Annotated in this window: 13 protein-coding genes; all 13 read right to left on the bottom strand. The window is 46.2% G+C overall.

Annotated elements, in window-relative coordinates:
• Nucleotides 1-36 precede the first annotated feature (36 nt).
• The 13 genes from BLS69_RS22305 to BLS69_RS22245 all read right to left on the bottom strand — a co-directional run bounded on the left by BLS69_RS22305 (nucleotide 37) and on the right by BLS69_RS22245 (nucleotide 22,343).
• Nucleotides 37-933, bottom strand: a complete 897-nt coding sequence (locus tag BLS69_RS22305) for a ComF family protein (RefSeq protein ID WP_091036358.1) — start codon at nucleotides 931-933, stop codon at nucleotides 37-39.
• A gap of 65 nt (nucleotides 934-998) precedes the next feature.
• Nucleotides 999-2,888, bottom strand: a complete 1,890-nt coding sequence (locus BLS69_RS22300) for a helicase-related protein (protein WP_091036355.1) — start codon at nucleotides 2,886-2,888, stop codon at nucleotides 999-1,001.
• A gap of 454 nt (nucleotides 2,889-3,342) precedes the next feature.
• Complete coding sequence (locus tag BLS69_RS22295; RefSeq protein WP_143023606.1) at nucleotides 3,343-3,753, bottom strand: hypothetical protein; 411 nt, start codon at nucleotides 3,751-3,753, stop codon at nucleotides 3,343-3,345.
• A 324-nt stretch (nucleotides 3,754-4,077) separates the two neighbouring features.
• Nucleotides 4,078-4,800: a response regulator transcription factor gene (locus tag BLS69_RS22290; protein ID WP_026081439.1), complete on the bottom strand. Its 723-nt coding sequence runs from the start codon at nucleotides 4,798-4,800 to the stop codon at nucleotides 4,078-4,080.
• Nucleotides 4,801-4,807: 7 nt separating this feature from the next.
• Nucleotides 4,808-5,968, bottom strand: a complete 1,161-nt coding sequence (locus tag BLS69_RS22285) for a sensor histidine kinase (RefSeq protein ID WP_074092506.1) — start codon at nucleotides 5,966-5,968, stop codon at nucleotides 4,808-4,810.
• A 47-nt stretch (nucleotides 5,969-6,015) separates the two neighbouring features.
• Entirely contained in the window at nucleotides 6,016-8,739 is a 2,724-nt protein-coding gene (locus BLS69_RS22280) for a stalk domain-containing protein (protein ID WP_091036350.1), read from the bottom strand.
• A 495-nt stretch (nucleotides 8,740-9,234) separates the two neighbouring features.
• Entirely contained in the window at nucleotides 9,235-9,723 is a 489-nt protein-coding gene (locus BLS69_RS22275; protein WP_091036347.1) for a hypothetical protein, read from the bottom strand.
• A 108-nt stretch (nucleotides 9,724-9,831) separates the two neighbouring features.
• The gene (locus BLS69_RS22270; protein ID WP_091036344.1) at nucleotides 9,832-13,542 is read right to left on the bottom strand and encodes a SwmB domain-containing protein; all 3,711 of its coding nucleotides are present in this window, start codon (nucleotides 13,540-13,542) and stop codon (nucleotides 9,832-9,834) included.
• A gap of 192 nt (nucleotides 13,543-13,734) precedes the next feature.
• On the bottom strand, nucleotides 13,735-14,937 hold the full coding sequence (gene metK / locus BLS69_RS22265; protein WP_091036339.1) for a methionine adenosyltransferase: 1,203 nt from the start codon (nucleotides 14,935-14,937) through the stop codon (nucleotides 13,735-13,737).
• 255 nt (nucleotides 14,938-15,192) lie between these two features.
• The gene (locus BLS69_RS22260; protein WP_091036337.1) at nucleotides 15,193-15,465 is read right to left on the bottom strand and encodes an alpha/beta-type small acid-soluble spore protein; all 273 of its coding nucleotides are present in this window, start codon (nucleotides 15,463-15,465) and stop codon (nucleotides 15,193-15,195) included.
• Between the two features lie 148 nt (nucleotides 15,466-15,613).
• Nucleotides 15,614-16,180: a hypothetical protein gene (locus tag BLS69_RS22255; RefSeq protein ID WP_091036335.1), complete on the bottom strand. Its 567-nt coding sequence runs from the start codon at nucleotides 16,178-16,180 to the stop codon at nucleotides 15,614-15,616.
• Nucleotides 16,181-16,320: 140 nt separating this feature from the next.
• Nucleotides 16,321-18,921: a hypothetical protein gene (locus BLS69_RS22250; RefSeq protein WP_091036332.1), complete on the bottom strand. Its 2,601-nt coding sequence runs from the start codon at nucleotides 18,919-18,921 to the stop codon at nucleotides 16,321-16,323.
• Nucleotides 18,922-19,049: 128 nt separating this feature from the next.
• Nucleotides 19,050-22,343 carry an S-layer homology domain-containing protein gene (locus BLS69_RS22245; protein WP_176872931.1) on the bottom strand — a complete coding sequence of 1,098 codons (3,294 nt, stop codon included), beginning with the start codon at nucleotides 22,341-22,343 and terminating at the stop codon, nucleotides 19,050-19,052.
• Between the last annotated feature and the right edge of the window lie 111 nt (nucleotides 22,344-22,454).

Here is a 22,454-nt window from a genome sequence, read left to right as displayed (position 1 = left end):
GAATATTAAACATAGCTCAATATACTGATTTGCCGATTAGGATCTTGCCAGTGTCAGTGTGAAAATCTCGACCGGAATCTCCATGTAGAAGCCAGCATTTAGGATAACCCGCCCACAAGCGTCCAAGGTGCTACCTGTTGTGTATATGTCATCGATCAGCAGTAACTGTATGGGTTTAGCATGTGATATGCCCATATGTGTTGGCAGATGAGCTCCACTGTATAGCTCTTCAATTAACTGCATGCCATCCGGGTTGATGGAAAAAGCGTTCTTCATCGTTTCAATACGTTCACCGCGTGATTTGAAACTTTGTTTGGTGGTGTTGATCTGGCGCTGCAACAGATCAACGATGGGCAGGCGGCAGGCGGTGGCAAGTCCAGCAGCCAACCGCTCCGCCTGATTGAAGCCGCGCTCGGCCAGACGCTCGCTGCTCACCGGGACATAGGTGACCGCGTCAGGCCGCCATTGCGGCTTCGTTTGTTGAGCAAGTGTGGCGAGATGAGCCACGGGGGCTGGGGGTTCTTTTGCCAAAGCAGAATTCTGTTCATCTCTCATCGCTTGAAAGGCTTGAATTAAAAAAGTGGTTAAGAGCGGTGCGTAGCGTTCATGGCCTCTGAATTTGTACATGCCGATCCATTCTTTCATTATAGTGTTGTATTGTACGGCGCTGCGATTGGAGACAAAAGAACGGTTTTGCATGTTTGGACGAGCACAGTCCGGGCAACCGACTCCCCGACCACAACGCAGGCAACGGATGGAACGGATCCATGGAATCTGTTTCACACAACGTGGGCATATGCCTGGATAGGTAGAAGACAGCATCGCTCGAGTGCCACATGTCAGACAAGTCGCTCCCGGCGGGGCGAGCAGGTGATGAAGACGCTGGGTCAGGTGCTGTACATGATCGGTTATGTTGCTGAGCCAGTTGAACATAGGGGGCATACCTCCAGTCTTGGGAATATATTGTGAAATGTGGAACCGAACTTGGCAGATGACAATTATGTCTGGGATGGTGGATGCAGGTAGCCTTTGCGACGAGCGATGGTGTTCATTTTCCGAATCTGTGCAACGGCCTTCACCTGTGATCGTGTCCGACGAGATGATGCAAAAACCACTCTACCCGCCGGATCATCCATGGAACGCCCTGCTCTGCCCGCCATCTGAACCAGTGAAGCTTCATCAAAGAGACCATTGTCTGCATCCAATATAAAAACATCACTGCGCGGAATGGTCACGCCACGCTCCAGAATTGTGGTGGTTACGAGCAGACGAATGTCGCGATCACGAAAGGCTGTAACTTTGCTAGCGCGATCGGGGTCTTGGGATGAGGTTCCTTCGATATGGATTCCAGGAAAAGTACGACGCATCAGATTCACAAACGCCTCAATTTGGGCAATACGTGTCACAAAGACAAATACTTGGGCGTCACGCTTCAATGAAATTTGGATGTTAGTCCTCAAGGCAGAAGGAAGATTTCGTTTCTTAATACATTCAGCAACGGTAACCATTTTGACCAATCTTGGCACGGGCAAAGGATGACGGTGGAAACGTACTGGAACTTTGGCATGATTGAGTTTCCCACGTGCTGCTTCCCTCTGAAGCCGAGCAGGCGGTGTGGCAGATAGATAGACAAAATTCCCCTCCGGTTTACAGGAGGATGCCGCCGCGTGAGCGAGCATGGGATCGTTGTGATAAGGGAACGCATCCAGTTCGTCGATGATAACGAGATCAAACCCTTGATAAAAGCGCATCAGTTGGTGTGTGGTCGCAAGCGTGAGCTGAGCGTCTTTCCAGCGTTCGTCACTGCCTCCGTAAAGAGTAGCGAGCGAGGTGTCCGGAAAAGCTTTGGCCAGACGTGGAGCCAGCTCCAGTACCACGTCCCTGCGCGGCGTAGCGACCAGAGCCCGTCCGCCGCGATCCAGTGTATGTTGGAGCAGTGGGAAAATCATCTCGGTCTTGCCGGCCCCGGTCACGGCCCACAGCAAGAACCGCCCCGGCCCATCCCCTGCGGGTGGCCGGGCCAAAAACGCAAGCGCCGCGGCTGCTGCCGCGCTCTGCGCTGCGCTAAGCCCCCACCGGGCGAGCCCGCCGCCGGTGGGGGCCAAGGCCGTGCCACGCGGTGCTTCGCCGCGTCGTGGCACGGCCCCTTGCGCTGCACTGCGTAGCAGCAGCGCACAAGCACGGCTGCGCCCCAGCGCGAGGCAAGCCTCGCAGTAGGCGCACGCCGCCAGGCCGCAGGCAGCGCAGGGCACGCGCTGCCTGGCTTCGCTGCCACAACGGTGGCAGCGGGGCGCGCTCCGCGCGCGTCCAAGCCACGCGTGCCGACGGCGCGTGGCAGGCCCTTCGAGGGCGGCTGTGATACTCAGCCGCCCGTGCAAGCGCGCGAGCTGCGCAGCCGCGCGCCACTCCCCTGGCGGCTGGGCGGTATCCGCCAGCAACGCCTCCGCCTCGGCCGCCAGCAGTTGGCGGCCGCTCATCCGCTCAGCCAGCAGGGCCGCATCCCGCTCCAGCTGAGCCCACTGCCCGGCGGGATACGGCTCTGGCATCCCGCCTACCTGAATGCGACGCACAGCGGTACTCCCCGCTTTGCCTGCTATACCTTTTCTGGCCTCAACTTCCCCCGAGGCCAGTTCATACACATCCAGTTTCTGTGCAAGATAGCTCTGCCATTCGTGCTGGCCCCACTGATCCATACCTCGCTCCATCTCAAAATGTTCAACCAACCAGGATGCCTGACTTAACGGCATCGCCTTATCTAACAACAACCAGCGCAGCACATGTCGCCCACTTCCTCCCTCGAGCCACCAGGTCACATCCACTCGAATGTCGAGTGATAACACCATGCTCCACCCTTCCCCTACACGGCACACATATAAAGCAACTTTCATTTACTCTCCTCCCCCATCTCACATTCTCCGAACGCAAAAAAGCACATGCCAACCCAGCTGTTCGCCGGAGCATGTGCTTCATGTCCATATTCCATCTTCGTATGATCAATCTACTTATCACTATACCTATTGAACCTTTACATCACAAGGTTAGTTACACAACATGATTCCATCATACAATTCTGCTAATAACCAGAATCTTTCTTTAAAATTGCGAAACTTTTTCCAATCTGAATCGTCTATACTTTTAAATTAAGAGTTCTGACTTCGAAAATCTTATTTCTGTGATCAAGAACTCCTCATACCCAGGCAATAACCATAGATTGCATAAAAACCCATTTTTAATTTAAAAGCAGACTTGGCTACAATTACAAAAAAAGACTACAGCTTCTGCTGTAATCTTTTCACTGTAGATCTGCGAAATGCTAATCCCATTTCCCGCTCACATAATGATTTATTGCTCTGACTCACGCAAATCAATCAGGCGAAACGTGTGATCGGTCTGTGCTACCCGTTCAATATCAGCAGGGACAGCAGGCAGATAAGATGTCTCCATTCCTTGCCTTTGCATAAGCTTTTCAATAATCGTAATCGTTTCCGTTTCTGTACGATCAGCAACAACGGTTAATCTGAAGCTCTTACCACGGTATAACAATTCCCGGCAAAGTTCTCTTACAATGCCTTCGATCCGCCCTGCCTGATTGGAAGGGATGAGCAGGATCTGCTCGAAACCTTCAGATTCCGGACGGGAAAGATGGCGCTGGTGCATGGCATGAACGGCCATTGCCGCCAGGAAGTATATGAGCAGAATCATAGTCAGATGAGCAACCATGGCAACTGCACCTCCTCGGAAGGTCATGCTCACCCATGGCGAACATCCCTGTATACAACAAGTATATGCTGTACTTTCTGAAGGGTTACACTTGCATTTCCTATCACTCATATTCCACGCTGATCGACACCGGACGAAGAAAGACAGGCCAGGTCATTCATTCACGCCTAAGCTTGAACATATGTTCCGCACAACCTTACACTTTGCTCATTTGCAGTGATAAAGTCCATTAACCCGCAGACCAATCCAACATTCTGGAAAGGGCGCGAGTGAACACCAATCTATACTTCGTCTAGGTTGAATCAACCAATGGACTGACTTACCGTAAGAATACTGCTTTACGAAAAACATAAGGTATTAGAGCGTAACCCAACCATATTTGATCGAATTGATAACAGCTTGCGTACGGTCGTCCACTTCCATCTTCTGCAGAATACTGCTGACATGGTTTTTTACTGTTTTTTCACTGATGAACAGGAATTCACCAATCATTTTGTTGCTCTTACCTTCTGCCATCAAGCGAAGTACTTCAGCCTCACGACGTGTGAGCGGGTTATTGTCGCCAGCGACAAATTTAACACCTGCTTCCTTCGAAGCTCCTTCACTCATTGCCCCTGTTTCATTAAGATACGTCATACGACGCAGCTGCATAATCAGTTTGCCTGTTACTTTCGGATGAATGAACGCATGTCCTTCATGCACGGAACGAATCGCATTGATCAGAGACTCGGCCTCCATATCCTTCAGCAAGTATCCGTTAGCCCCTTTACGAAGCGTCTCAAATACATAACTTTCATCATCATGAATGGACAAGATAATGACTTTGACATCAGGGAACAGCTCACGCAATTTCTCCGTTGCTTCTACCCCATTTTCGATTGGCATGTTGATATCCATCAATACGATATCAGGTTTATCCTGATTGCAGAATTCGAGCACTTGAATACCATCGCCGCATTCGCCGATGACCTCAATGTCGTCCTCCATATTTAAAATGCGTTTCAGTCCCTCACGGAACAGCTGATGATCATCAGCCAAAAGAACTTTAATCGATGCTTTACCAGTATCACGGTTTTCCATCATCCTGCTACTCCTTTCCCTTATCCACGTTTGTCGGGATATGAATCACTATTTTGGTTCCTTGATTTTCTCCGGATTCAATCTCTATTCTTCCTTCTAACAGTTCAACCCGTTCTCTCATCCCAATCAGACCGAAGTGGGTATGATCCTTGCTTTTCTTCGCAAGAAGCTCCGGTTTGAACCCAAGCCCATTGTCCTGAACGACAATTTTGACGAGCTGAGCCTGGTATGTAATCTCCACCACAACATAAGTGGGATAAGCATGCTTTGCAGCATTCGACAGACCTTCCTGCACAAGGCGGTAGATCGCAGCCTCCATCGCAGAAGATAAACGGTGTTCTTTACCTCTTGTTTCAAAAAGCGACCGGATTTTCGTTTTTACCTCAAAATCCTGCACGTACTTCCGAAGCGTTGGAATCAGTCCCAGATCATCCAGTGCCATAGGACGCAGATTGAAAATAACTTTTCTCATTTCTTCAAGACTGGAACGAACCTGGCCTTTCAAATCTACTATTTCGGCCTGGACCATCTTAAAATCCTGCTTAATGAGCATTCTTTCTACAATTTCCGTCCTAAGCACTAGATTGGCGAGCATCTGCGCAGGCCCGTCATGAATCTCACGAGCAATACGTTTCCGCTCTTCTTCCTGGGCCAAAATTATTTTCAAACCAATCATTTGTCGATTTTTGGCAGATTCGATGATCCGGGTCACTTGACCTAGTTCACCTGACAGGTACTCGAGTACAACACCCATCTGCGAACCGATGGTCTCGGCACGCTCCACAGAAGCTTCCACATTTTTGGCACGCTTCTGCAGATCATCCCGACGAGCCTTCAGATACATTTCCTTCTCACGATAAATCATCAGATCCAGCTGCAGCTGTGTTGCTTTCTCATACGCCTGCTTGATATCATGCTCGGAATAACGGACAAAGTCGCGGCTAACCTCAGTCAGCCGGATCCGGGAACGGCGGTAGTTCAGCTCCAATTGATCTACTTTCTCGATCGTTTCCGCCGTCTCCTTCAGTACCGACTTCAACTCCTCGTTGAGTGTTTTCAGCTCATCGCGAGTTGCGTCCATAATTTCGAACATTTGATATTTGCTGTTTTCCATGACTTGTATGGCGTTTTTAATGACGCGGTCTATGGCATCGGCTTGTAAATCCACGTTTGTTCGACTCCATTTCTATCGTTTCCGGTATATATCATACCATATCACGATGAGATGGTAACGGTCTTCGTTTTCTGTTCCCATTTTACAGTCAGACCAAGTTGCTCGGAAACGAGTCTAAGCGGGACTAAAGTCCTACCACCCGTTACGTATGGTGCAACAGTTGCGCTCTGTCTTTTACCATTCAGAATGAATTCTTTCTGCCCTACAACCAGATCAATCAGCTTGCCACCACGTAATACCGTGATCCGCTGATTTTTGCTATCCCAGCTTGCCTGACCACCAAAAGCGTCCAAAACATGTTTGATTGGCACATACGTCGTACCATTTTTCAGGACCGGTGCTGCATCAATGGCTTTTTTCGTTCCGTTCACCGTCATCGATTTCTGTCCAAGCACGAGCGAAGCTGTCCCCGTAGGCAATCCTACTTCACTGGACTTGGAAGGCATCGTGAATGCGATATTGTCAAAAGCAACCGTACCTGATTTCGCACGCTCATCCTGACCTTCCTCCACGTTCACCACATAGACCCGCTTCAGCTTCGCCGGGTAGGCGATGTTCAGTCCGTTCAGGTCCACACTCAGCTTCTTCCACCCGTTCCAGTCAATTGCCTTGGCGAGATCGGCATATACCGTTTTGCCATTGGCATCCGTGAATTCGGCACGTAACCAGTTCAGGCTTTTATCTCCCATAACATCCATCGACATCGAAGTAGCTGCAGCAGATACCTCTCTACCGGTAGAGCCATTCAGTTGTGCATAAGCGTACATTTTGCCTGTTCCAGCAGTCATATCATAACCGAGTTGCAATACATTGGAGCCGGCTTTTTCACCAGTTCCTGCAGTAACGGTTGCCGTACCAGTTACACCCGCTGCGTTCGTTGTGAAGTTAATCGGATAATTCACGTTGTCGAAGTTCTCCCAGATCGTTTCGCTGGCAGAAGCCGAGAGGACTACAACTGTGCTGTAACCATCATAACGACCGATCGCATATCCCACTTGTGCACCTGAATTGACGGAAGATATGGTTAATTGGTCAGCAGTAACTTTACCTTTGAATCCGATAAATTCCCATGTCAGCGAGTCTGCCGGAACCGTCACACTTTGTCCGCTCTTCGTTGTCGCCGTTACAGGAATGGACATCGTTGTGCCTGCTTTGAGCGAACCGAGACCTGATCCTGCTGTCAGGGAAGCCAACTCACTTCCACCCAGTACCGATACTTTAATGGAGGATGAAGCTCCATTGCTCGTTGCCGTCAGCGTTGCTGTACCTGGCTTCACGCCTTTGATCGTTCCGTTGCTAACACTCACGATGCCGTTGTTGCTGGACTTCCAGGACATGCTGATATCGCCTGTTGCGATCGGGTTGTAGTAGGTGTCATATCCTTTGGCTGTGTACTTGCCCTCTTGTCCCACCAGCAGCGTTTGGCTTCCACTCACGGCAAAGCCCTTCAGTTTACCTACAGGAGCCGTAGAGAACACACCTAGCGTGTTTACAACCTGACGTTGCTCGGTGCCATACTCTGTGTTGAACGTCAGACCAGCGGTTTGCTCACCCAACGGACGTGTTACCATTGTTGTGGAGCCGCCTCCATCCAAGTTCATGCCTTTCCAGACATCCACACTGGTCATAAAGGATTGCAGTTCCGTCAGCGACATCCCGCTGCTGTTACTGTTTTTCTCCGCTGCAATGATGTAGACATACCGACCATCCTGAGAGTATCCTACTGCGGTTCTTGCACGAATGCCACCGATGCCGGAAGATGCGATATCACGGGAGAAGGATGCTGCCTTTCCACCGTTCACAAGAATCGTATGACCGCCAATCATCATCTCCAGATTACTCGGATCGACTGATTGCCCGGTTGTTTTAGCTTTCAGTTTGTAATCCGCATCCAAGGTTTGCCCAACGGATAGATGGCTCATGATCCATGTCGCCGCTGTTCCATGCGCACGCAAAATGTACCCATCCTGCGGTACCGTCATGTTTAACGCTTTTTTATCCGAGATTTGGGTAATTACTCCGTTCTGCACGAGAACCTCTGTCGGCGTTGTGGAAGGGTCATTTGGACGTTTGGTGGACGTCCATGCCGGTGTATAAATATACATCGAGTTGGCATGACTATATTTCACTGCACCCGACTCTACCGTATAATCCTCTTTATTTATCCCACGCAAAGCAAAGGTTGAACCATCCTGTGCCTTCACAGTTCCGTCAAAGGAATACTCATCGATCATCGGTTTGCCATCCTTGGTCACCGTCAGGGCATACATGCCTGACAGCTCAGAAGGTGTGGAGACCAGCACGCCATCGGAGACCTGTCCACCAATCGGTGCGAGCTCCCCGGATACATTGAAGTAATCGCCATTCACAGCGGCTACTGCACCATTTTCCTTAGCCATGGCACCTGTGCTCTGTTTACTGTTCAGATTACCGCCCTTGCCTGTCATTACATCCAGCTTCACATACGGGTTCTGCAGATCCACCTGTATGACATCCGCCAGTACGTTGACCTTGGAACCGGAACGTGTTGTTGTATATCTGTATTTCATGAGCTTCGCACCCGAAGTCAGAATTTCTTCACTCAACTTGCTTGTATTTGTAGATGCCGCTGCGGCCACCGATTGCCACGAAGTGCCTGACCAGATCTGCCCGCCTGCGCTCATCACCGGTGCAATCCAGATCACACCCGCCAGCGTCACAATCGCCCATTTCTTCACCTTACTGCCCTTAACGTCTTCCAGCTGTTTCTCATGTTTCCCCAGCATGTCTGAAACGTCTCTCCCATCTTGTATATCAATCTTAGACATCACGAACACTGCCAAGTAGGCAGCAGATAGCGAGATCTCTAGTATACTCTTCTATTAATAGACTGCTTTTTGTGGAAAAAGTTACGCCCCTAGCCAAGATTGAGGTATATATTGGTTAATCAATTCCATACGTTTCTGCTATGTAGTTAAACTAATCAAAAAATTGACTTCGTCTGTGCACGAGTCAGCACAACAGAAGTCCATTTATGATTCATATATTTCCTATTTACTTACAAGTCTTCTACCACAAATTCAATATCATTATAGTACCTCTGTAATGATAATTGGTTTCGACTCTCTAATACATTTTTCACCAATTCATGTGGTGATCGTTTAAATCTAGGATTACCAGCTATATTTTTTATCATTGGGCCATGTTCTTTAGTATACTCCCATTCTGCACCAAAACGTTTTATAATAATTTCCCCAAAACAAAAGCCTACCGAGTATATCTCATTTTGATCTATCCCCTGTACTATCAACACATCTAAATATATCAATCGAACTTGGATCCTCTAATTTAATATGATTTGTCTCGACGAAATCATTCATAAAGTCTATCCACTCAGTACCTAGATAATTGGGTGGTGCGGGCGAAAGAGCGACTGCATGCTCTGCAAACCATTGCAAAGCGTATTTCTCTATGAGTTCACCAAAATAGTTAAGAATTTGATGCAGTTCTTCTTTATTTTGATATACATACCACTCATGAACCTTTCCTTCAGCGAGCTTTGTACTACTAATTGACTTAGAATCCGTTTGGAAAGTGCAACGAATGGCACAAGCTTCCCAATTACTTCTATCAATTTCTATAATTTCTTTAGAATAACCATTTCTAGATCTAACGAAAACCCAAGGATTGGATGATGAATCTTGATAAACAAATGATAATTCTCGAAGTCGTTCATATAATACCTTTTTGATTATCTTAGTAATGTTCAAAAAAATCACCCTTTCTATAAAGCGTCACCTCTCTTTTGTCCTTTATCTAATTATATAAAAAGAACACCTCAAGAAATGCGCTTCCTTGAAGTGTCCCTATTAATTAATTTATAGATAACCTAATTTGTCCAAAACCCGTTTCAACATGACTGCTGCCTGAGCGCGAGTCGCGTTCCCTTGGGGTTCGAATGTTCTCGCTGTCATGCCTTGAATAATTCCCTCTTGCACCGCTTTGGCAACAGAATCCTTGGACTGAATTTTATTGCTATCCTTGAACTTGGACAACGTCGAAGTAACGGAGGATTGAAGTGAGACTGCTTTACCACCGTAATTCATCGCCCGAACCATCATAATAGCCATTTGTTCACGAGTGATTTCACTTTCTGGTTTGAATGTACCGTCCGTGTTGCCTGTAATAATCCCGGCTTCTGCCGCGGCACCAATGTAGGCACTGGTCAGATCACCACCACGAATATCACGGAAACGACGCGCAGCAGTCTGATCTCCTTTCAAACCAAGACCTTTGGCTACCAATTCGGCAAACTCGGCACGCGTTATTTTCTGATTGGGTCCGTAATAGGAGCCGTTCGTAGCCCCAATGATCCATTTGGATGACAATTCTTTGATGACTGCACCTGCCCAATGGCTGGAGGTATCCTGATAGCTCACGGAATGAGTAACAGGCACGATGGTCTGGTTACCGTTCAGTTGTCCTTTAACAACCACTCCTCCTGTTGTACTCGCAAACGTATGCGGCACATTCGCCAGAATCAGTGTAGTCGGATCAATATACGTAAACCCGGAAGTCGCTGTAGGTGTGTTTACAGGCAACTGCATCGCGAGTTGACTCTTGATATTTTGTTCTACCCGTTGATTCGTATTTCCACTAAACGCAGATAGGTAGATGTCTGTAACATTACCGAGTTTCTGTGCTCCTGCAACGGCCAGCATTCCATCTATCGTACCTGAACTGGAGACAGGAACCGTCTCCACCTGTACATAGAAGTAGGAGGCATCCGTGTTGGTTGTGTTTCCCCCTACAGCTTGACTCATTGCGGATACATTTAGATTGGAAAGTGGGACCATCCACAGACGATCACCATATTTGACACCAATTGAACCTGTACGGTTACTCGATGCAACCTGAGCCAATGTATTCAGCGGGAACCCTACATAAGCCGACGATTCGCTGGCAGGAACTTCAAATACAACAGGTTGTGTTGTTTTGCCAGTCGTTGTTGCGTACTGGAAGGCCTGCAAAAGCTTAGTACTATCTACATTGAACTGACGAGTAGAGCGATTGTTGCGTGACATCATGGAAGCTGTAGCTGCCGTATCCGTACTCATCACAAGCAGAGCTTGTCCATAACTTGACGAGTCTTGTTCTGTAAGCCAGGAAGGGCGGCTGTTTGTCTGGTTGCCTGTCGAACTACTGCCATTTTGTTGCAGAGGAAGCGGTCCAAAAGCAGCAATGGTGTTGTTCAACGAATCACGTAGTGGAACTGCCCCCGGAGTATAGCTGACAGTACCTGTCTGTCCTGCTGTTGCCGAGTTCGAAAGATTAAGTGTCACAATAGAACCTGATATCGAAGCATTCAGAACATTTGTTGTTGTTCCTCCAAGCTGTACACTAAACTGTGAAGCAGTTAGTGCCGTCTGAGCCTGAAGCGCATCTCGAAAGTTAATATATACTTTCTCCCCTTGAAGAGTAGCCGACAATATTTTCCCGTTACCAAAGGTATATTTTACTGGAGCCAGATTAACGTATCCTGCAGGATTGTTGTTTAGATCAGTTAACCGCAGGGTACCTGGCACATAAGAAAAGGTTACGTTTTGAGTACTGGCAACTGTGTTGGCCAGCGTTAATGTAATCAGATCATCCTCAATCTCGGAATCATTGACAAATACGGCTTTACCATCTACCAATACCGAATATTGGCTCTTGAGTGGTTTGTTCGTCCGGCTCAGCGGCTCATTATATCTGATCCACATCGTCGTACCACTCACTTCTGCACTCTTGAACTCAGGTGGTTTCGTATCAATACTGTTTCGTACATAGAACCCGATGAATCCAGCGAGAGCTTGACCACGACTGTCTTTCACTGGCCATGTTCCTGGCGCATAGGATACTTGTACCACTTCACCATTCTGGATGGAACGACTGAGATTGAGCGTTACCAACGAACTGTTATTGGTGGACATACTGCTGATGCCCACCGCTGATCCGTCTGCTGTAACACTGAATTGTCTCACCGCATCACTGGAGTTGATATAAACGGTCTCAGGATAGTACAGACTGATTGTATTGTAATACGCTGTACCTTCGCGTGGTTTCGACATAATGGAATCGAGACTGTTCTCTACATCTCTCGCTCCGAATGCTGGAGCCGCGTTAAGAGACAAATCCTGAATTTTACGTGTTCCTGTTCCCGGTGCATAGGCAATGCGGACAACCTGTCCTACAGCTACACCTGTATCCAGAACAACATACACACTGTCTCCAGAAACATAGGAAGAACTTACATTCCGGTTCTCTCCGTTAACCGTCACTGTGAAGCTGGAAGCAAACGGATCAAGGCTGGAGAGCAACTCATCATACGTTAATCGAATGATCGTATTGCTGTACATTTTGGCTGTTTTCAGTACAGGTGGTGTTGTGTCTACGGTCAGTGTTCTAAAGGTCCACGATGTGGCTCCATTCAGGCCAGTAAACAGATTTCCCGTTTGATCCCGGAACACATTTGCAGGAATATCAATCGTATACGTTGTGTTGCTCGTCAGAGTCGTTTGCGGGATGATGCGCAACTGTCTCGGGTTGGACGTACTAATTAATGTCGTCGAAGCCACAATCCCGCCGTTTGCATTCTTAACCGTAGCTGAACTTGTAAAATTCCGGTCCAGGTCTTTGTTGAATGTCAACGTAAACTCATTCGTGAGTGATACGCCTGTTGCTCCGTTTGCAGGAGACAGGCTGGATACGGTCACTGCCGTGGGATCGGATATCACATTGAATCCCCATGTAGTTCGCTGAATGGCTCCCGTATCATTGTTCAGGTCATCACGCAAAAAACCTTCCGGCACTGCTATGTAAATCGTGCTGTTATTCGCCCAATTGTTCACTGGATCAATCGTCACCGTTGTTCTCGCCGTATTGAAACTAATTCGGGTTGAATTGGCATCGATTTCTTCCAATAATGTACTACCATTATAGATCTGAAGCTTGCCTGTGCCGACCTTCATTACCCGATCATACGTAAGCTGAATATTGGCCGAAGGAGATACATTGGATGCCGCATTAAGAGGTGACTGCCCTGTTAATCGAGCTGTACTAACTCCTGCTGTACGAAATGTCCATTCTTTGTTCAAACCCTCAACCGGTTGACCGTCCCCATATACGAAAGACTGGCTACCAATCGTAACATAGAATGACCCTCCAGGTAGAGCCACAGGAAGCTGGATTTGCACACGTTTCCCCAAAGTTGCATCAATAGCAGCATCATCTGCAATGACAGTCACAGCTGCATCCGTTACGGGAACTTTTGTTACGATTGAGTCATCCTGAGCTCTGTAAACAGTAATTTCCTCAGTAGAAGTGTCGATTTTCTTCACTGGCTTAATAAAATCAATCGTCAGTGGTGCTGATCCACTTGCCTGTTGTTCGTTCACAGCAGGTGACGTTGTACTAATCCCTTTCCCCTTCAACTCATCGGCAGCATACGCAGACTCTACTCCTATCCATCCGGCGAGTATTCCTTGAGTGACTAACATCAAAATCATAAGACTAGCCAATCCCTTGCGGGCTATTTTTTTCACAAACACCCAACCTTCCCCCTTATCTCAATATCCTAATTGTCTGATATACAGACCTCTATATTTATGTCGGTCAGAGGGAGATTTTCAATTAACAAAATGGAAATGTATGGTTCTTAATTTTGTAAAAAGATGCAAAAAGCCCCTGATTCCATAGCGGAATCAAGGGCTTCATTGGATGACCATATAGCGTTAGCTAACTTACAGACCTGCTTGAGTTTTCAAAAGGTCTACTTTGTCCACTTGCTCCCAAGGTACATCCAGGTCTGTACGGCCGAAGTGACCGTAAGCAGCGGTTTGTTTGTAGATTGGGCGACGCAGATCCAGCATACGGATGATGCCAGCCGGACGAAGATCGAAGTTGTTGCGTACAAGCTCAACCAATTTCTCGTCGCTGACTTTGCCAGTTCCGTATGTATCCACGTTGATCGATACCGGGTTGGCTACACCAATCGCGTAAGCGAGCTGGATTTCCACTTTGTCTGCAAGTCCTGCAGCTACAAGGTTTTTCGCTACGTAACGAGCCGCATATGCTGCGGAGCGGTCTACTTTTGTTGGATCTTTACCCGAGAACGCACCACCGCCGTGACGTGCATAACCGCCGTAGGTATCTACGATGATTTTACGTCCAGTGAGGCCTGCATCTCCCTGAGGTCCGCCAATAACGAAACGTCCTGTTGGGTTGATGAAATATTTAGTCTGTTCATCCAGCAATTCAGCTGGAACGACAGGCAAGATTACATGTTCTTTGATGTCTTTTTGGATCTGCGCAAGTGTAGTCTCTTCAGCGTGCTGAGTAGACACAACGATTGTATCTACACGTACCGGCTTGTCACCGTCGTATTCAATCGTTACTTGCGTTTTACCATCCGGACGAAGATATTCCAATGTACCGTTCTTACGCACTTCCGCCAGACGGCGTGCGATACGGTGGGACAGGGCGATTGGCAAAGGCATGAGTTCTGGTGTCTCGTTCGTTGCAAAACCGAACATCAGACCTTGGTCACCTGCACCAATGTTTTCTGTTTCACGAGCGACTTGTTCCGGGTCACGATTCTCAAGCGCTGCGTTCACGCCTTGGGCAATATCAGCGGACTGCTCATTCAGAGAAGTCAGAACTGCACAAGTGTTATAATCAAAACCGAACTTGGCACGTGTGTAGCCAATATCCTTAATTGTATTACGAACGATGGACGGAATGTCCACGTATTCAGAAGCTGAACTGATTTCACCGATGACAAGCACTAAGCCTGTGGCTACGGAAACTTCGCAAGCTACGCGAGCATTAGGATCGTTCGCCAGGAACGCGTCCAACACGGCGTCTGAGATCTGATCGCAGATTTTATCCGGATGTCCTTCGGTTACAGACTCCGATGTAAATAGATGCCGGCCTTTAACAGACATGAAGTTTCAACCTCCCATAACTAGTAGTATGGCGATTGCCCGAACAAAACATGACAGCGATTCGTTCACTGTACCCTCGAAGCTTTCCAAAAAGGAATAAGGACGCGGAGTCCGCAGTACCGAAGATAAGGATTTTTCAGGTAATTGCCTCAAACGAAAATCAACCTTTCCCTAGTGGAAAAGGTTGCATACCTCAAGTGCCATCTTAACGTATTTGTCAAGACGTGTCAAACGAAATGGGGTAAGGAAAATGCCCTATAAGTGCTGCTCTGCCTGACGAATTAGCCTTTTGGTGATCTCTCCACCAACCGATCCATTCTCGCGGGAAGTCAGATGTCCCCACCCTTTGTATTGCCCATAAGAATGATCACTCACTTCACCCAGTTCAGATCCAAATTCTGTATCCGAACCAGCCAAACCTCTGCCACCATAGCCCACATTGAGACCAAATTCTGCAGCAATCTCATACTTCATCTGATCCAGCATTTGACGACTTTCGGGTACCACTTTACGATTGCTTCTAGCCATGGTTCCTGCACCTCCATTAATTGATTGTCAACAGTTATAGAGTGAGCAGGAACAAGGCTGGCTAGCCGTATTAATGTTTGTTAGAACTGGTTAATCTGAGCAAATGAAAAGTATGACTAATGAATAATTCCTTTAACAGCTACAAATCCTATTTCAAAGTATATCCACCACGAACCATTACCGTTAGGCTATATTTGTTTCCTTCCAATACCGTAATTCCCCGTCCATCCCTTGGAAAAGAGAGCAGGTGATTGGTCGGCGCTGCCTGTCCATTCGTCAGGTCAATCCCGTCCGTCAGATCCGCTACACCATTCGTACCTTCACTGACGATCACAGCTTTGCCGCTACGTACAATGAACTCCGCGCCAGACTTACCGATCAGCTGTTGACCCGGCTTCACGGTTACGATCTCAACGGCATCAGAAGCTCCTGAGACCAGTGGAGGAAGTGAAGTGTCTCCACCTGTGCTACCTGAGTTCCCGGTTCCCGTAGATCCGGAATTATTACCGGATGAATTGCCAGAACCCGTGCTAACGCCACCACCCAATGCTTTCTGAATCTGCTGATCTACATAGCTCTTCGTTACAACCGGATCGTCTGCTGTTCCTGGCTGGCTTGTACCTGCACCGATAGCTGTATTGCTGTATACCGACCCAACCCATACGCCAACACCAATTGCGAGCGCAGCAAGGGATACTTTCATATAAGGTTTCATGTGAATCATTTTCCTCCTCTGGTAATCTATTAACTTTAACTATAGAGAAAAAATAGGGATGCGACAAGCAAAACCTCGTTTCCTTTAGGATGGAAACGAGGTTTTGTGGACAAATCTAACGATTATTTAAATCTATGCCTCTATCTTATATCGACGGGTTCTTCCTTCGGAAGTTTGGTCAGGTCATATCCGTAGCTTTGTTCCGCAAGACGAACACGTTGTCCTTGGAACTGATCATCTACGCTTAAGCGATAAGAACCGCCACGCAGCTTCTCGAAGAAGCTGTCTTCTACGCTCCAACTCAGTGTCTGGTTGGTTCCCACTTTCAGATCGGTTCCCAAAGTCAGCTCTTTCTCATATGATTTACCTGCTTGATCCGTCATTGTAAGGATTAACTTGTGCTCGTTCTCACCCATCTCAATCTCTTCATTACGTGATAAGCTGTAATTCATCTCAATCTGCACAGATGAGCTGCCTGCCAGATATGCTCTTACACTGTTGGCAGTCCAAGAGTAAGGATAGAGATCAATATTGGTTAACGAGCCTTGAACACTAATGGAGGTTGGCGGCACTTCGAATGCCAGAGCATTCACATAAGCAGTTGCTTCCCCTTCACCCGTTACAAACTTGCTGTCTGCAATACCTTCACCCACAATCAGACGCAGGTCTGAGAAGGTAACGGACTTCGGAATCTTAGCCCAGAACGTAACAATCGACTTCTGTCCCGGACCAGGCAGACGCTCTGCTTGCTTCGCAGTTGCTCTATAATACTGGCCATCCGATGTTTTGAAATAACCTACCAGTTTACCGAGACCACTTTGACGCAGTGATTTGTTCGTCATTTCGAATTCAGTATATACGATGTCCGATGATGTTCCCGGATAACGAATCGTTCTCCGCACACCCATTTCGGTCTCTTTATCAGCCGTACCCGAAGTGTATGTCTTGCCGCTTCCAACATAAGATACCGGTGGAATTAATCCGGACGTATTTAACGTGATCCATTCATTTGTCTCTTCTTCACTAACTTTCTCGTTCAGACTAAGTTCAAGTCGAGATATACGTAACTCAGAAGGAATCTTGGTCAACAGATAAGCCTCAGTTGTCATGCCCGCTCCAAGTAGCTTGCCACTTTGTGTGTAGATTAGCTTCTTGTCTCCCTCAATCTCAGCAGAATCAATCATAAACATCGCTTCAAGCTCAGGAAGTTGAACTGTTTTGTTACCTGCATTACGAATAGTCACTTTAGCAGCAATAATATCATTATCAAGCCACGGCAACCGCTGTAACGATCCAAAAGACACACCAAATGTACCTTTGTTATTCTTAATCACCGCTTCGGTTGTCAATCCGTCTCCGCTGGATACCGATTCAGGAATCGCATAGACGCCTACAGGATAGGAGAAAACAAATCCATTGGTTGGAGAAGAAGCTGTTGCTGACTCTGTACTATCATTTTTGTCCACCGGACTCATTACATACAGCTTGATCTTTTTGGTATCCCCATCACCCTGAAGGGTTACATTTAGCTTAATTGTCTTGATATCACCTGGGTTCAACTTCAATGTATCCAATGCTTTAGTTTCGATCGGATAAACTGTTCCGTCTGTATTCCGTACCTCGAAGGTATATGTCGGTACCTTAATGGCTTTCTTGCCTTCATTCTTGAGCTTCATCTGAAGGTTAAGACTATACTCACCATCATCGATTCGAACTTTGGCGGATTCAAGCAATGTGGACAGTCGTTGTCCTTCAACTGAAATAATATTCGGTTGATTGGCAGCGACTTCTACATTTGTTTTGCTCGCTTCAGGCAGCTGTAATGCAGCAACAGGCAGAACACTCTTCTCTTCACCCTGTTCTTCTACAAGCAACAACTCAGACTTTTGCAGCTTCACTGACGTAGGAAGAGATGCCATCAGACTGAGAGCCTTATTAGCTTGGGCTTGAATACTGACATTCGTGCTGTCTTTATCCGGAGTTAAGGGATAGTTCGTACCACTTGGCGTACGTAAGATCCATTTGATATTCGGATTTTCAAGCAATTTATAACTAATATTGTTTAAATTCACGCCAATTTTCACATACTGTTTCTTATCTTCACCTGGAAACACTTTAATGCCTGATACTTTCACCTTCACCGCAGAGTCGCTCAGACGAACCGTCTTCGGCTTACCTACAGGTGTAGTAATGCTATAGGATGCGGGCACGTTAAACTTACCCAGCGTACGTTCATAGTTAGCTTGACTGAAATCCCATTTCACGATGAGGAAGTTCAGATCGCTCAGTTTCACTTCGCGACCCACTTTCATAACATAGGTCAACTCAACGGTTGATCCCGGCGCGACCGTTTTCTTCTCCTGATCTTTTGCGATCAGTTTAGGTGAGAACGATGTGCCACCCTTGGTTTTCACTTTGCTCCAGTAATCGAGCATCATCATTGGAGTACTGTCATTATTCTTATAAGACAATGTATATGTAACCACATTGCCATCGTCCTGCGCCAAGATATTGACATCTGTTAATCTTACGGAACTTCGTGCTGTCACTTTAACAGCCGATAGGTTACCGAGTGTATGTACAACCTGTTTCGTGGTGGTTGTTGTTTTCTTCGATGTACTGCTATTTGAACTGGTGGCAGACGTTTTATTGGTTGCGCTCGCTGCCATGGCAATGCCAGCCGTTGAACTGATCAACAAGACACTCGCGAGCAAGCTTACAAACATTTTCTTTTGATTCACTTCCAAACCTCCCATAAGTTGCTTGTTGCTATTATAGTATAAACGTTTGGGATGGGGAGAAAGTTACGATGTTGTTAAACAAAAAAAGCAAGCTAGGATATCCTAGCTTGCTTTAAAACAAATATTTATTAGTTTTTAGCTACTGTAATGTTACCTGCATCAGGGATAGTTACAGTGAATGTTTGAGTTGTTGTAGCTGCACCTTTAGTGATAGTAGCTGTTAACACAACTGTGTCAGAACCAGTAGCTGGTCTTGTAACAGCGTATGAACCAGTTGCAGTTGCAGCTGGATCTGCATTAAACTTGGAAGTCCAAGCGATTGCAGTACCGTTAGTTGCATCAGTTGCAGGAAGAGCAATTGTTGTTGTAGTTGCTGCAGTTGCATCAGCTGGAGCTACAGTCAAAGCAGTTTTAGAAGCAGCTACAGATGTTTGGTCAGCAGTGATTGCTGCTGCAGTTTCTGGCAATTCAGCACTGATTCCTTCGAATGCTGCAACAGAGTTACCAGCAAGGTCAGTAAGGATGTTAGTGTCTTTAACAGCTACTTTGTAACCAGTTGCAGCTGTGCGAGTAGCAAGATCATTAACAGTTACAGTTACTTTGTTTGCATCTGCGCCTGCTCCAATTGCAACAGCGAAATCATTATCAGATGCTTTCAATTCTTCGTTGTCACTATTACGGTGGATAGTGAACGCACCAGCTGCAAGAGCGTCAGAAGCAGATTTAACTGGCTCGGAGAATTCAATTACAAATTTATTATTTGTTGCAGTCACAATGTTGAAAGCGAATGAGTCATTAGCTTTAACAACAACTGGTTTAACAGAGTCAGTGAAGTTTGCAGTATTCACAACTGCTCCCGTTCCAGTACCTACGTTTCCAGCGTTAGTAGTCAATTGTGCATAGTTAACAGTCAAGTTAACATCGCTACCATCTGTTTTCAGATCAGAAGCAAATTTAACTGTTACAGTGGAAGTACCATTAACTTCAATGCTGGATACAGCTGGGTTACTAGCTGCATTCGTAATTGCTGCATTGGAAGTGTAGTTGTTGATTCCGCCATTGAATTTGAGTTTAACTGTTCTTCTGTCAACCAACTCAGCTTTTCCTTCGAGAGCAATAGAAGTGCTAGCGTTCAAAGAAATTACATTTGCTGCTCCACCTTGAGTGAACTCTTTCAGAACAACACCTGTAGCACTCTTAACAGCCAATACTGTCAGAGAGTTAATGTTTGTTGTAGTAGTAGAACCTGTACCTGAAGCCAATGCTACAGTTTTACCATTCAAGCTTTCTGCAAATTTGATAGAAACCGCGGAACCATCTTGGAATGGTGTGATTTCAGCAATTGCAGGAGTCAAAGATTGATTTTGGCTATCAATGCTAACCAAGTAGTTAGAATAATTAGTCAAGCTTTCGATATCCATTGCTTTATCGAATTTCACTACTACACGACGCTCAGAAGCTGAAGTATTAATTGTTTTGGACTCAATAACTGGAGCAGCTTTATCAGCCAAGTTTACTTTACCAGTGTAATCCAAGATAGTGTTTTGCAATTTAGTGTCATCTTTCACGTTTTGGATCGTGAATGTGTTATCACCAACAGACAGATCAGTGTACAGTTTCACACGAACAACTTTAGTGTCAAGAGTGTCACGAGTTGCACTTTGTACTGTAACTGTTTTTCCGTCTTTATCTTTTACAGTGTAGTTAGTGCTCAATTGCGCACTAGCTGAATCCACTGATTTCGAGAAAGTTACTTTAATTGTACGAGCGTCTTCAGCAGTTACAGAAGCAACTTCTGGACGAACTTGATCAATTACTGGAGTTACAACAACAGATGTATCTGCAGCAATTTGGTTTCCGGAGTAATCTTTCACACCTTCAACAAAGATCGAAACTGAACCTGTTGGAAGGGATCTGTTAACACCGAAAGTGAACTGCCATTTGTTATCAGCAAGTTGTTTTTTGCTTACTGCTGTAATTTTGTTAGTACCGGATTTCCAGTAAACTTTAGCAGCATCAATTGTATCTACATCTACATCTTCAGAGAAAGTAACTGTTACACTTTCCAAAGTTGCAGTTGCTTCAGAAATTGTAGGAGCAGTAGTATCTTCTACAACTTTGATGTCATGAGTAGAAGCCAAAGATACGAAGTCAGCGAAGTCTTTAACGCCGCTTACTGTAAGTTTGTGATCACCAACAGCCAATGCAGTTGTGCTGTATGGAGTCAATACAACTGTTCTGTAGTTGTTGCTTACAGTTACTTTACCGAAGTACTCTTTGCCATCCAAAGTAAAGTTGGATTGAGCAACGTTTTTAACTGGCTCGCTGAATACTACTTTAACAGATTTAGTTCCCAGAGATTGTACAGATGTAACTTCTGGAAGAACGTTATCTACTGCTGTGAATTCAACGTTAGTAGCGCTAACTGTAGCTGTTCCAGCTTTAACGTTGGAAACAGTTACTGCATCAACACGGTTGTTAGTCAATGCGCTGTCTTTCAAGAGCAATGTTGCAGAAGTTTGATCGTCGGAAAGTGTTACACTATCAACCACTTTACCAGATCTCAGAGTGTAGTTAACTACGTTCTCTGCGGAATCTTTATCAACTTTACCGTCAAATTTAACTACTACTTCTTTGAGGTTAGTTGCAGTTGCACTTTGTACTTTAGTAGCTGTAGTTACTACATAAGTAACTTTCTCAGTGAACTCTTTATCTTTGTAAGTGAATTTCACTTCAGTTTCTTTGTTAGCTTCAAGAGCTTTATCCAAAGTTACTTTTACAGTTTCGCCGTCGCTGATTTTGAACTCAACTACTTTACCAGCTTCAGTTACTGTGTAAGATTCTACTTTCAAGCTTTGAGCTTGATCGATAGAGTAAGCTGCACCTACCAACAATTCGCGGGAAGCATTACCAGAGAAGTTAGCGTTAGCGTCGATCAAACCTGCGTTGATCGCTGCTTGAACATAACCTTTAGCCCATGCTGCTGCATTGTTGTTAGTTTCAGTTGGGATTTCAAGATCAAGTGCACGAGTCAAGATTGTAGCCATTTCAGCTACTGTCACTTTACCATTGAAGTCGAAGATTTTTTTCTCTACGTTTTTACCTTCCATGATACCCGCAGCAGTTACTGCTTCGATGTAAGGTACAGCCCAGTTCTTAGCTGTGTAGTTTTTGTCGTTGTAAGAAAGAGTTCCAGTGATCTCTTTCAGACCCAACAATTTAGTGATAACTTTTGCGAACTCAGCGCGAGTCATCTCTTTGTCCAGACCAGCTGTGCCATCTGGGTAACCATTGAAGATACCTTTTGCTTTCAATGCATCAAACTGTTGTTGTGGTGTTACTGCTGTGTCACCGAATGCTACAGATGCAAACATTGAGAATGCCATTGCTGTAGACAGTGCTACGGATAAAATTTTCTTCATAACCTTTTTGTCTCCTCCTTGGGCGTTCATAACATTGGAATTTTCTTTAATAGGGTCGCTCGTATTCCTCATTCTATTGTCGCACCCCCTTTCCAGAGTTATGAGCAAGTT

This window comes from Paenibacillus sp. CF095 (assembly GCF_900101225.1).
GTDB lineage: Bacteria > Bacillota > Bacilli > Paenibacillales > Paenibacillaceae > Paenibacillus.
Note: the sequence above shows the minus strand (reverse complement) of the source record. Positions and strands in the feature narration are given on the sequence as shown.